The sequence below is a fragment of the Marisediminitalea oceani genome, assembly GCF_003731635.1.
GTDB classification, from domain to species: Bacteria; Pseudomonadota; Gammaproteobacteria; order Enterobacterales; family Alteromonadaceae; genus Alteromonas; species Alteromonas oceani.
Genome location: NZ_RCUA01000044.1, coordinates 78,054 through 91,060, shown reverse-complemented (window position 1 = coordinate 91,060; position 13,007 = coordinate 78,054). Strand labels below are relative to the sequence as shown.

General features: G+C 51.2%; 12 protein-coding genes and 1 riboswitch. Of the genes, 8 read left to right on the top strand and 4 right to left on the bottom strand.

Going from position 1 to position 13,007, the window contains the following annotated elements; genetic code table 11:
• Both D9T21_RS13965 and D9T21_RS13960 read right to left on the bottom strand, forming a co-directional pair.
• Positions 1-440 (bottom strand): DUF1801 domain-containing protein (locus D9T21_RS13965; protein WP_164464629.1); only part of this gene is annotated, 440 nt, incomplete at its 3' end.
• Positions 441-488: 48 nt separating this feature from the next.
• Positions 489-905 carry a BLUF domain-containing protein gene (locus D9T21_RS13960; RefSeq protein WP_123324629.1) on the bottom strand — a complete coding sequence of 139 codons (417 nt, stop codon included), beginning with the start codon at positions 903-905 and terminating at the stop codon, positions 489-491.
• 93 nt (positions 906-998) lie between these two features.
• Between D9T21_RS13960 and D9T21_RS13955 the strand changes: the two genes are divergently transcribed.
• The gene (locus D9T21_RS13955; protein ID WP_123325573.1) at positions 999-2,807 is read left to right on the top strand and encodes a sensor histidine kinase; all 1,809 of its coding nucleotides are present in this window, start codon (positions 999-1,001) and stop codon (positions 2,805-2,807) included.
• A gap of 25 nt (positions 2,808-2,832) precedes the next feature.
• Here D9T21_RS13955 and D9T21_RS13950 read toward each other — a convergent pair whose 3' ends face one another.
• Together D9T21_RS13950 and D9T21_RS13945 are read right to left on the bottom strand one after the other, a co-directional pair.
• A complete protein-coding gene (locus D9T21_RS13950) occupies positions 2,833-3,594 on the bottom strand; it encodes an MBL fold metallo-hydrolase (RefSeq protein WP_123325572.1) in 762 nt (253 codons plus the stop codon).
• Positions 3,595-3,652: 58 nt separating this feature from the next.
• Positions 3,653-4,759, bottom strand: coding sequence for a 1-acyl-sn-glycerol-3-phosphate acyltransferase (locus tag D9T21_RS13945; RefSeq protein WP_123325571.1), 1,107 nt, complete (start codon positions 4,757-4,759; stop codon positions 3,653-3,655).
• A gap of 205 nt (positions 4,760-4,964) precedes the next feature.
• Positions 4,965-5,081, top strand: a riboswitch (TPP riboswitch).
• 102 nt (positions 5,082-5,183) lie between these two features.
• On the opposite strand from D9T21_RS13945, the gene thiC reads away from it, so the two are divergent.
• The 7 genes from thiC (at position 5,184) to D9T21_RS13910 (ending at position 13,000) form a co-directional block, all read left to right on the top strand.
• On the top strand, positions 5,184-7,142 hold the full coding sequence (gene thiC, locus D9T21_RS13940; protein ID WP_123325570.1) for a phosphomethylpyrimidine synthase ThiC: 1,959 nt from the start codon (positions 5,184-5,186) through the stop codon (positions 7,140-7,142).
• Positions 7,129-8,604 (top strand): thiamine phosphate synthase, encoded by a 1,476-nt coding sequence (gene thiE / locus D9T21_RS13935; RefSeq protein WP_123325569.1) that lies wholly within the window; start codon positions 7,129-7,131, stop codon positions 8,602-8,604. The genes thiC and thiE overlap by 14 nt, the downstream gene beginning before the upstream one ends.
• Complete coding sequence (locus D9T21_RS13930; protein WP_123325568.1) at positions 8,582-9,349, top strand: HesA/MoeB/ThiF family protein; 768 nt, start codon at positions 8,582-8,584, stop codon at positions 9,347-9,349. The genes thiE and D9T21_RS13930 overlap by 23 nt, the downstream gene beginning before the upstream one ends.
• Entirely contained in the window at positions 9,333-9,533 is a 201-nt protein-coding gene (gene thiS, locus D9T21_RS13925; protein WP_164464691.1) for a sulfur carrier protein ThiS, read from the top strand. Before D9T21_RS13930 ends, thiS begins: the two co-directional genes overlap by 17 nt.
• Before the next feature lie 3 nt (positions 9,534-9,536).
• Entirely contained in the window at positions 9,537-10,304 is a 768-nt protein-coding gene (locus D9T21_RS13920; protein ID WP_123325566.1) for a thiazole synthase, read from the top strand.
• Positions 10,301-11,413: a 2-iminoacetate synthase ThiH gene (gene thiH, locus D9T21_RS13915; RefSeq protein WP_123325565.1), complete on the top strand. Its 1,113-nt coding sequence runs from the start codon at positions 10,301-10,303 to the stop codon at positions 11,411-11,413. The genes D9T21_RS13920 and thiH overlap by 4 nt, the downstream gene beginning before the upstream one ends.
• A 168-nt stretch (positions 11,414-11,581) precedes the next feature.
• Positions 11,582-13,000: a sensor domain-containing diguanylate cyclase gene (locus D9T21_RS13910; protein ID WP_123325564.1), complete on the top strand. Its 1,419-nt coding sequence runs from the start codon at positions 11,582-11,584 to the stop codon at positions 12,998-13,000.
• The last annotated feature ends 7 nt before the right edge of the window (positions 13,001-13,007 follow it).

The window sequence follows — 13,007 nt, the reverse complement described above, 5'->3', positions numbered from 1 at the left end:
TAAACCGATATCCAGTCATCAACGCTCACTTTGCTGACCAGCTCGCCAATTAAGTCGTAGGGGGTGTGTTTGGGATTTTTAAAACGGATACAGCTCTTACCCATATCCAGCTTGGTAGGCACAACTTCGGCGTAACGGCCCCGAAACCAGCTTTCGAGCTCAGGCATGGCATAGATGCCCATATGATAAAAGCCGTAATGGCTTTTTTGTGCCGCCAGATTCATAAAGGGCAATGGCAATTCGGGGTTGCAATGATATCCCGCCGGGAACAGTTGATGAGGCACCACATAGCCAATCATGTTGCAGTTGATGCATTCGTGGAACCCGGCTGGCAGGTTCGCCACTACTGCCTGGCGTAACTGCGATAAAACCAGCTGTTTTTCCTCGGGCTGTGCGGCGATGTACTGTTCTACCGATGAGAAGCTTGGTGCGTTGGGCAAAATGGCTCCTGACTTACAGGGTGAAGTTGCTTAGTTAATAACTATGCCCTAAAGGTTGTCCTGATTGCCAGCAAGGTGTTGCAGAAATTGAAAAGCCTGTTGAGGGCTCATGGTTTCCGGCAGGAACTCAGTCTGGCCCATCTCTTTGAGCAATTTAGTAAACTCGGCACTGCCGCCGGCGTAGCCCATTTTCCACTGTTTGAAAATGGGGGCGGTGATTTCCTCATAGCTGATAATAGTGATTTCGTCATGGCGGGGATCGTCAGCAATATCCAGGTAAAGCTCGTTAACGGCGCTGCGTTCGCCTTCCAGTGCCTGCAAAAAATACTGTTGTTCGTAGGAAAGCATTCCACAAATGCCCTGGGCCTGATTGTTACGGCGGGCGGTGTCGAGAATAGATTTAAGATCGCTAAGTGACATCTCCCGCGAGGCATGGCTGTAATACACCAATCTCACTAACCTCATTTTTAATTTTCCTCTTTTAGCAACTGCGCAGTAGTTTGCGTAACAGCCGGCAACGACTATCTTTCAAATATAGCAGAATTTTCAGAAACGGTTGTGTTGGGTAAACGTATGGAAAATCCGGTGTTTTTAGTTGGTCAAAGTCCAGACTTAGCGGCATTTTTGCCGGATAGAACCATGGACAGCGAAAATCTAACCAGCCTGAGAAACGCTAAAAAGAAACTGCGCAGTTGCAAACCCTCATTGGTAATACTCTGCGTGGGCTCTGATGATGATATCTCTCTTTGTCAGTCGGTAGCTGAGTATATTCGGCAGGGACTGGCTAACCAGGATACCCGCATCATTCTCATGCATAACCCTACTCAGCAACTCGACGAAGTAGTCTGGCTGGAAGAATTCCAAATCAATGCCTGTCTAACGGCGTCTGAAGCGAAAGCAAAGTTTAATGCCAGTGTGCTTAAACGTGAGTTGGCTACCTTTGAGTATATTGAAAACACTTATCGTCAGCACGATGCAGAAACAGAAATGTTGGTTTGTATCACTCGTTTTTCACGTAGCGACGAAAAGCTCACCGCACTGCTTTCTACCTTCTCGAACGCGCTTGCAAGGTTGTGCCATGCCCACTGCAGCTTTGAAATTCACCTGGAAAACACATCGTGTTTTAGAGTGCGTAATTCCGACATTGCCGGCAAAGAGCTGGTAAAAACCTTGCAGTCACTGTTATCAGAGGGCGGGTTGCCGGCCAGCCTTGCCCAGGCAATTGAAGAGCAGCACCCGCAAATTCACCTGCTCGATGAAAGCGGCGGGCTGGAGCCGGTCACCCAACTAATAACAACTCGTATTGGCAGTTATCTGGCTTTCCCTATCGTGGTGTATAAACGGGTAGTATGTTTATTGCTTTACCTGATCCCCGAACAGGAGATGGATCGGGTTTCCATGAAGCAGATCACGATTATCAATAAAGCGGCCGAGCAGCTTACGGTGTTATTGGAGCGTAAGCAGGCTGAGTCGAGCCTGAAGAAGCAATATACCCGTTTGCGGGATACCCTGCTGGAGCTTAAATCTACCAAACAGGCATTGGCACACAATGAAAAGCTCGCCAGTATCGGGCGTATGGCTGCGGGTATCGCCCACGAAATTAATAATCCACTGTCATTTGTGATCAGCAACTTTTCCTCGATGGATAGTTATCTGGATAACATTATTCAGTTGCAGTCCATGCAGAGCGAGTTGTTAACCGCCATAGACATTCAGCAGGATCAAAAAGCGGCTCATCTCAAACAAAGTCTCAGCGAATTTGAGGAGCAGGCGGGTATACCGTTTATTCTGGAAGACATCAGGGCCATAGTTGCCGATTCTTTTAATGGCCTGCAACGGGTTAAAAATATCATCAGCGACCTGCGCTCTTTCTCTCACAATCAGACCGGGGAAAAAGAGGTTTGTGATTTCTCTGTGCTGCTGGATGACACCCTGAAAATGATGCGATATGACCTGGATAATAAGGTCAGTATTGAGCGCGAGGTTCAGTTTAAAGGCGTTTTACACACGCATACCGGTCTCATTGAGCAAGTACTGGTGAATCTGATTAAAAACGCTGTACAGGCAATGGAAACGGCGGGAACGGCCGAGCCGGTTATTCGGATAAGCGCTAAAGAGCTCGATAATATGCTGCATATTCGGATTAGGGATAACGGCCCGGGGATGACAGCCGACATCCAGCAGAAAATATTTGAGCCTTTCTTTACTACCAAACCCATCGGCGAGGGAACCGGGCTTGGCTTATCGGTGGTTTACAACATAATGCAGCGACTGGATGGGTCCATTCAGTGCGCGAGCGAGCCGGGTGTATTCACCGAATTTACCTTGCAATTGCCTTTGCAACAGGAGGACGCATCAGAAGCGTAATCGCTGCGACAGTTAAAGCTTTTTATTAGTGCTGGTCAGGACGTAAACCCAAGGCCCGGTAAATTCTGATTTTGCTTGAGTGCCAGTGATTTTTCGGCAGCGCTGGTGCCTGTGCTATCAGGGCCGGGTAATCGATGTCCTCGTCTGACAACGGTTTCACATGGGCGCAATATACCCGGGATGGATTCAGATCACTTACCCGCCTGAGTGAACGTTTGTATTGATTGGGGTGACACACCGGATAAGGCGATGTCAGCCGCTTTTTTACCGACACAATCAAATCAGCCACATAAATTTGCCCGGTTGGCAGGTGAAGCAAGGATATATCGTGGTCGGTATGGCCAGGCGTGTATATCACCTGCCAGTCTGTAAATACTGGTAACCGCTGCTCGTCGTTAAGCCTGATATCCGGCTCAAAGGATGGTTTATACCAGATATGCCGCTTGGGTTTACCTAACTTTCCCGCTACCCACCAGGTCAGCGCCACATCAATGGCATGAGCGGTTCTGCCGGCGATGCCGCGATACCAGCCCGGCGCTTTAGGGTGGCAGGCGAGTAATGCCCCACTTCGTTGTTGTAATAACCGCGCGCCACCGGCGTGGTCGGGGTGCATGTGGGTAACTACAATGAGTTTAAGCGCAGAGAGTGGCAGGCCAATTTCATCCCGAATATAGCGACAGACGGTTTCCACATCGGCGCGGCTGCAACCATCGAGCAACATTAGCCCCGCCAGGTCTTCAACCAGATAAATATTCTCTATGTAACCGGCAATGGCATGAAGTTGCATAAACACCTGCTGTTTGAATCAGTCGGGTGATGTTAGCAGAGATTATCTGGTCCAACCACTATTTGGCGTTATGCACCGGGTTCGCATAGTTGGCTATCAGATAGCTGTGAGCTTGTTCGGGTAGCTCCGCGAGCTTGGCGGCAAAGCGATCGCGACATGCTTGAGTAAGCTCCTCGCAGCTTTGGTTAGCGGCCAGATAGTTAATAGGGTATAGCTGATAGTTGCGGTGGATTTGTTGGTCGATATGCTCGGCCAGTGCTTCCGGCGTCTCGAAATCTTCGGTGACCACTTCACCAAAGTTGACGCTCACCCGGCACTTATTGCCGATGATGCCCTGAATAATGCTATCGATATCTTCAAATTCTGTTTTGTTGTAACTGCCAAGGTGCTCGCGCTGATAGAGTTCGTTGGCTTTGGCAATATCACAGGGGTCGTTTTCGTAGGAAATGGCAACCGGCACGATATTTAATGATTTCATGTACTCACCGAAGGCGAGCTTTTGTTGCTTGCCAGCCATATAGAACATTTTCAGAATAGCCGGGTCGGTCAGGTCCATGCCGTCTTTGGCGCGTCCTTCGCGCTGAGCTATCCAGATAGATTGCTGGTTATTCAGTGAGTCTTTAATAAAATTTGAAAGCTGGGTGAGGGCTTTAAGTAATTCCCGCGGGCCTTTTGCTGAGCGTTTTACCACAAAACCTTTGTTGAGCTTCATTAGCTCGGTGGCGCTGGGCTTTTTGAGCAGGTTATCACCAAATGCGATCAGCGCGGTTTCGTGGCCGGCACGGTACAGGGCAAAATTAACCAGCGCCGGGTCCATCGCTATATCGCGGTGATTAGAAATAAATATATACGCTTTGCCAGGGTCGAGTTTATCCAGCCCTTTTACAGTGATGCCCTGACTGGTGCGCTGCAGCAGTGATTGCATAAACACACCCACCTCGTTCTGAATGTGGGCAACAGTTTTAAACTTTCGCCATTTCAGTCGCAGCAGCACTTTTACCAGCGGGCTCAGCAACGACGACAGCCAACGCGGGCTGTGTTCAAAGCGGTGGTTAACTATAGCGTTGATAAACTCCTGATCGTTAATCAGTCGCTCAATGGACGCGGGCACCTCAGCGTCGTTAAAGGGGCGAATGTCGTGATACGGATCGGCGTTATCGGTCATAATGCTGCTATGGTTATTGTTGCTGAGAAAAAGCGCACATTGTACGCACATTCAGCGAATTGGGTAGTGTTGATACTATTATTCCCGGTCAAAATGACCATTTCATTAAGAGAAATCTAACTTACCCGCAGGCCTTGAAGTGGCGGATTGCATTCCCTATACTCGGTGGCAATCTGATTGCAGAAGCTAAAAAGGCTGCAATTAACGATACTTGTCGGAGTGCTTCGCTATTCCTATTGGAAAGCAAGCTGAGACCGCGAAAGCGGGATCCGTTGAACCTGATCAGGCTAATACCTGCGAAGGGAACAGGGCAATATTACCCACAGTACAATACAGCACCGAAAGGTTTTGTTTTGGCTGTGGTAATCGTCTTTTTAAACACTCCTGACAAGCATTTTTCTCACTTCCACAAGGAATAAATGCTATGTCAACACGACGTCAACAGCGCGAACAGGCGCAACATTTCATAGAGCAATTAAGCGGCGAGAGCTTTACCGGTTCCCGGCGGGTTTACCTGAATGGCTCAGACCAGACTATTCGCGTTCCTATGCGCAGTATTGAGCAGTCAGACAGCCTGCTTGGTGGCGATGCTGCCAACCCGGTTTATCAGGCGAATGAACCGGTACTGGTTTACGATACCTCAGGCCCCTACGGCGACCCGGATATCAAAATCAATGTGCACAACGGCTTGCAAGGGGTCAGGGAGCAGTGGATTGAGCAACGCGGCGATTGTGAGGCAGTGGATGTTTCAGCATCACAGTTTACCCGCGAAAGCCAGCTTGATGAGCATGCCCGCGCGTTACGAATGCAGGTGGAACGCCCGATAAAAACTGCGAAATCCGGTCAATGTGTTACTCAGCTTCATTATGCGCGTCAGGGGATCATAACGCCGGAAATGGAGTTCATTGCCATTCGGGAGAATATGGGCCGGGCACAGGTTCGTGATGAAGCACTGTTGCAACAGCACAAAGGGGAAAACTTCGGTACCGCATTACCAGAGCAGATTACGCCGGAATTTGTCCGGGCCGAAGTTGCGGCCGGGCGAGCCATTATTCCGGCAAATATCAATCACCCGGAGTCTGAACCAATGATTATTGGGCGCAATTTTCTGGTTAAGGTGAATGCTAATATTGGTAATTCGGCCGTTACCTCATCCATTGAAGAAGAGGTTGAAAAACTGGTCTGGGCAACCCGCTGGGGCGCCGATACTATCATGGACTTATCAACCGGGCGCAATATTCACGAAACCCGCGAGTGGCTGCTTCGTAACAGCCCGGTCCCCCTCGGTACAGTGCCAATTTATCAGGCGCTGGAAAAAGTGAACGGTGTTGCGCAGGACCTCACCTGGCCACTGTTTCGTGACACCCTGATTGAACAAGCGGAACAAGGCGTGGATTACTTTACGATACACGCCGGTGTGTTGTTGCGTTATGTGCCAATGACGGCAAACCGGGTAACGGGCATTGTGTCCCGCGGCGGCTCCATTATGGCTAAGTGGTGCCTGAGTCATCATACGGAAAGCTTTTTGTATGAGAACTTCAGGGAAATCTGCCAGATTTGTGCGGCCTATGACGTGTCGCTGAGTTTAGGTGACGGTTTGCGCCCCGGCTCAGTGGCCGATGCTAATGATGAGGCGCAGTTTGCCGAGCTACATACCCTCGGGGAGCTCACCAAAATCGCCTGGGAATATGACGTACAGGTAATGATTGAGGGGCCCGGCCATGTGCCCATGCATTTAATTAAAGCCAATATGGATGAGCAGTTAGCGCATTGTCATGGCGCGCCTTTCTACACCCTTGGCCCGCTCACCACTGATATTGCACCTGGCTATGACCATTTTACGTCGGGGATTGGCGCCGCCATGATCGGTTGGTTTGGTTGCGCAATGCTCTGTTATGTCACGCCCAAGGAGCATCTGGGCTTGCCAAATAAAGAGGATGTGAAGCAAGGGCTTATCACTTATAAAATTGCCGCGCACGCGGCAGATTTAGCGAAAGGGCATCCGGCGGCGCAAATTCGGGACAACGCCATGTCTAAGGCTCGCTTTGAATTTCGCTGGGAGGATCAGTTTAATCTGGCGCTGGATCCGGGCACCGCGCGTGCTTACCACGATGAAACGCTGCCCCAGGCGGCAGGCAAAGTGGCTCATTTTTGCTCCATGTGCGGCCCCAAATTCTGTTCGATGAAAATTTCCCATGAAGTTCGTGATGCGGCTGCTAAAAACGCCCGGGGAGAAGCCATTGCGGTAAAAGTCGACCCTGACCAAACTACCGCCGAGCAGGTGGAGGGCATGCGTGCCAAATCGGTAGAGTTTAATCAGCGCGGCGCAGAGCTTTATCATCCGGCCGTTACCGCCGAGGATAGCGATCATGACAGCCACTGATCAGCGTCCTGTTGTCTGGTGTATCGGCGGCTCCGATAGCGGCGGTGGCGCGGGGATTCAGGCCGACATGCTCACGCTTCACGATTTAGGCTGCCATGCCTGCACGGTGATCACCGCAATAACGGCTCAGAACTCCGTGGCGGTTGAGGAGGTCGCGGCAGTTGCTCCCGGGTTACTAAGCAGTCAGGGGCGGGTATTACTAAACGATATGCCGCCCCAGGCCATCAAAATCGGCTTATTGTGTAATGACGAGCAGGTGGATGTAGTCATCGAGCTGATTAACCTGGTACGTGAGCGTAATGATCAGGTTCGGGTTATTTGGGACCCGGTACAAGTAGCAACTACCGGGGCCAAAATGGCCAGCGTTTCAGCCCGGGGCTGTCGCGCTCTGTTAGCCTGCGTTGACCTGTGTACACCGAATAGTGACGAAGAGCAGTATTTGCTGGCTTGCGTCGATGGCGAGGTGAATTCTGAGCATTTGCTGAACACGAGGCTGCTCTGTACCGGGGGGCATAGCTCAGCAGAACAGGCTGAAGACCGGCTGTACACTTCTCAGACGCATTGGTGTTATAGCAGTATTCGGCAGCAGGCGACTCATCAACATGGCAGCGGCTGTTCTTTTGCCAGTGCTATCGCTGCCGCCCTGGCGCTGGATTACCCACTACATGATGCCGTTTGTGTTGCTAAAGCCTATGTAAACATGGGCCTGACTAAAGGTTATGCAGCCGGCTCTGGTGCCGGGCCATTAGCCCGCTGTGGCTGGCCCACGGATGAACATTACTTTCCTGCGGTGCGCCAGTTACCCGCGGATGCTGATTTTACTGTACCGCCTGAAGGGTTTGCGCCGCTGGCTTGTCATCAGCTCGGCTTATATCCGGTGGTAGACAGTCTTGAGTGGTTAGCTTTGTTACTCCCCCTGGGGCTGAACATAATCCAGTTACGTATCAAGCAGCCCGCGGCAGATATTGCCGGGCAAATCCGCCAGGCAGTCACTATGGCGGCGTCTTATCAAACCCGGCTGTTTATCAATGACCATTGGCAACTGGCCATTGAGTGCGGCGCTTACGGTGTTCATCTGGGGCAGGAGGATCTGGAAGCTGCAGACTTAAGCGCTATTTACAACGCCGGATTGCGATTGGGTATTTCTACCCATGGTTATGCTGAATTATGCCGGGCCAAACGGTTCCGGCCTTCGTATATCGCCCTCGGCCATATCTTTGCCACCCAGACCAAAACGATGCCTTCCAAACCCCAGGGATTAGCGCGGTTGCGGCGTTATCAACAACTCGCCGGTGCTATACCCACGGTGGCCATTGGTGGCATCAGTCAGGCCAGATTTGCCGATGTGGCCGGCACCGGGGTGAATGGTGTGGCGGTGGTTAGCGCCATTACTGGCGCCGAAGATCCGCTGGCTGCGGTGAACAGGCTAAAGGAGACGTATGCACGTGTTAAGCAGAGATGATTACGTCAGATACAGCCGGCAATTGCTGGTGACGGAGATGGATGAGGTAAAGCAACAGGCTTTAAGTCACGCAGAAGTGGTGATTGTAGGGCTCGGCGGCCTCGGTTGCGCCGTGGCGCCGTACCTGGCCGGCGCCGGGGTTGGCAGGCTAAGACTGGTCGACGGGGATGAGGTGGCGCTGAGCAACCTGCCTCGACAGCCTCTTTACGCTGAGCAGGATATCGGTGAGACCAAGGCCAGGGTGGCGTGTCTGCGCTTGCGCGACATTAACCGGACTCTCAGTGTGCAATGCTATGCCACAAGACTGGTTGAAAGCAATGCCGAAAGCCTGCTGAACGGGGCGTCGGTAGTACTTGACTGTACTGACAATATGGCTTCCCGACAGTTAATTAATCAGGTTTGTTATCAACTTGGTGTACCACTTATATCCGGCGCTGCCAGTGGCACAAAGGGGCAATTACTGATGTTACATCCGCACCGTGCCCATGGGTGCTACCGATGCCTGTACGAGCCTGAGCAAAGTGAGCCTAATACGTGCCTTGCCCAGGGTATCCTGGGGCCGGTTGTGGGCATCGTTGGTATGATGCAGGCACTGCATACCTTGCTTTTCATTACTTCTATAGCCCCATTGAACTGGGGGGAGTTACGGCTTTTCGATGGCTTTAGTGGTCAGTGGCAAGCCCTTAAATTACCACCTCTTGAAGGGTGCCCGGTATGTGGAGAGCACAATGCTAATTACAGTTAACGACAAAGCAAAAGAAGTGGCTGAAGGCCTGAGCCTGAAACAGCTTATGGAAGACCTGTCAGTAGACGAGAACGGGCTTGCCCTGGCGGTGAATCAGCGGGTAATAAACCGCACATTATGGCATCAGTATGTCCTGCATGCTGATGATCAGGTAACACTCTTTACTGTTGTCGCCGGGGGGTAACTAATGCTTAAGATTGCAGATAAAACCTTTTCATCCAGATTGTTCACAGGCACCGGCAAATTTGCCAGCGCCACTATTATGCAGCAGGCCATTGCGGCCAGTGGTAGTGAACTGACCACGCTGGCTTTAAAGCGTATGGACCTCTCGCGCCGCTCAGATCAATTACTGGCCCCCCTACAGCAGCTGGGTGTGAAGTTACTGCCTAACACCGCAGGGGCTCGTACAGCAAATGAGGCTGTTTACGCGGCTGAGCTAGCGCGCCAGGCGCTGCAAACCCACTGGGTGAAGCTGGAAATACATCCTGATCAGCGCTACTTACTGCCAGACCCTGTGGAAACACTTAAAGCCGCAGAGCTATTGGTCAACCAGGGGTTTGTAGTAATGCCTTATTGCCCGGCCGATCCGGTGTTATGTAAACGACTGGAAGAAGTTGGTTGTGCGGCGGTGATGCCGCTGGGCGCGCCAATTGGTTCTAATCAGGGGCTGCAAACCCGTGAGTTCCTGCAGATAATTGTTGAGCAGGCCAGAGTGCCGGTGGTAGTGGATGCAGGTATAGGCGCACCAAGTCACGCGGCCGCTGCAATGGAAATAGGTGTGGATGCAGTGCTGGTTAATACCGCTATGGCTGCAGCGCACGATCCTGTCGCCATGGCGGGAGCGTTCAATCACGCTGTAATAGCTGGGCGGCAGGCGTATGAAGCAGGCCTGGCTGCCGGACATAACATGGCCGTGGCCACCAGTCCGCTGGAAGCGTTTCTGGAGGATTTATGAGTTTTGCAGACACTCTGGCTGCCACCGACTGGGATGATATTCGGCTGCGTATTTATGCCACTACCGCTAAAGAGGTCGAAGCTGCTATTAATGCGCCACACTTAACCTTGCAGCATCTGCCTGCGTTGTTGTCGCCGGCCGCCGAATCCTACCTGCCGGTATTAGCCAGTCGCGCCAGGCAACTTACCCGTTGCCGGTTTGGTCATACCATGCAGTTTTTTGTGCCTTTATACTTATCAAATCTCTGTGCTAATGAATGTACCTATTGTGGTTTCTCAGCAAGTAATGGGATTCGTCGTAAAACCCTGTCTGAAGAGGAGGTAACCGCAGAAGTTGCGGCCATTAAAGCTATGGGCTTTGACAGCTTACTGCTGGTAACCGGGGAGCACGAGCGCAAAGTCGGTATGGCCTATTTTCGACGGCTGTTGCCCCTGATCAAACCACACTTCAGTTATGTGGCGATGGAAGTACAACCACTGGCTGAGAGTGACTACCAGACACTGAAAACCCTGGGCGTTGATGCTGTGATGGTATATCAGGAGACTTATCAACGACGCCGCTATGCCGAATATCACACGCGGGGCAAAAAACAGGATTTTGACTGGCGCCTGCTAACGCCGGAACGGTTGGCCCGAGCCGGTATGGATAAAATCGGTCTTGGGGTATTGATTGGGTTAAACGACTGGCGTGTGGACAGCTACTTTACGGCACTGCATCTGGAATATCTGCAATCCCGTTACTGGCGCAGCCGCTATAGCTTGTCGGTACCGCGACTGAGGCCTTACACGGGAGATAAAGTGAGTACGCTGGATATGACTAATCGCCAGTTATTGCAGCTTATTTGCGTACACCGGTTGATGAATACAGATGTCGAGATAAGTTTATCAACCCGCGAGTCTGCTGCTCTTAGAGACAAGCTATTGCCCTTTGGTATCACTAGTCTGAGCGCCGCATCCAGCACGCAACCGGGAGGCTATTCAGCCACAGATGAAGCACTTGAGCAGTTCAGTACCGATGATAAACGTTCACCTGAAGCAGTGGCAGACGTTGTTGTAAAGCTAGGCATGACACCGGTGTGGAAAGACTGGAGCCAGGCCTTTTCTGGCTGACATTGCCGTTAATCTGGCTGGCACTCTAGCTAATTAGTCGCATTAACGGTGTTGTGGATAGGTACTCTGGTAAATTTGTATTACTATTTTAGGACGTGATTTTTGTAGTAAACATATTGGCGGTTTTATCACTGTGTTAGAGCGGTCAGGCGAACAGTGCAAATAGTAATGGAAAAAATTACTGCAGTATTTAAACATTCGTTATTGGTTTTAACCTGGCTGGTGCTTTGGCGTCTGTCGGTTTTTACTGAGTATGCCCCCCATGCCAGTATCTGGTTTCCGCCCGCTGGTTTTACGTTTACCTGTTTTCTGTTGCTCAGATGGCAGGCACTGCCTGCTATGTTCATTGCCTGTGTGTTGTCTACTGGTTGGGAAAGCCTGGTATTTAATGATCAACGCTCGTTGGAACAGCTGCTGATTGCCGGCAGCCAGTTTGCCTTGCTGCATTGCCTGGTTTACGGCGTGAGTGCCAACTTGCTACGCGGCTCTATTGACCGGATAAGCCATCATAATTTATATGCGCCGGTGATGCGGTTTTTACTGACGGTGGCTACTTCCAGCCTGGTTATGGCAACCGCCGGCGTACTGTTATTGTTTGGCGGGCCGCAACTGGAGTCGTTTTTAGCCACCAGTCTGGCCTGGTGGATTGGCGATATGTCCGGGATCCTGGTGCTGGTGCCGGTTTTTATCGGTATTGTGAATCGCATATATCCGCGCCGGGGATTACTGTCTGCGCTCAATTACCAGCCTAAAACCGAGAGCCGCTTTAGTTCTTTTGCCGGCAAGCTGGTATTTTGCTGGGCGCTGGTGGTAGGGGTAGTCGTACTGGCAGACCATTACCAGTCATCGGAAATTGCCTGTCTGATTTTCTTTCTGACCCTGCCACAAATGTGGATCGTTTTTACGGAGTCGCCGATACGGATGGCTGCCAGTCTGGCAATGCTCAGCTTCCTGCTGGCGCTGCTGGTAAGCATTTTAGGGGTTTCTGAACAGGCCTATATTTATCAGGTGGCTATCAATGTGATTGCCTGCAGTGCTTACTTTGCTATGTCTGTACCGGCGTTGGTGGCAGATAATCGTGAATTACATGTTGAAGCCAAAACCGATTTCCTCACCAAAGCGGTCATGCGGCAGCACTTTATTGCGCTTACTGAACAACACCTTAAACATGCTAAACGCTATGGTCACCAAACCTCGTTATTGTTGTTCGACGTAGATAAATTTAAACAAATCAACGATCAGTTTGGCCATCTGGCAGGCGACGAGGTGCTTCGCGAGCTGGCCTCCCTGGTGCGCAGTAAAATTCGCAGCAGTGATATCTTCGGGCGCTTCGGTGGTGACGAATTTATGTTGCTGCTACCACAAACCTCCATAGAGAATGCGTTCTCTGTGGCTGAAACGATCCGTCAGGGGATTGCAGAGCTTACTTTTTCACAGCCCGAACTGGCTGTGTCCTGCAGTTTTGGGATTGCCCGGGTTGATGAATGTGAAGGCTTTCAAAAGGCGTTTGATGAAGCCGACAGACAACTGCTGAAAGCTAAGCGGGAAGGGCGAAATCAGACAGCTTTACGTTTTGCAGAGCCATAATAAGCCC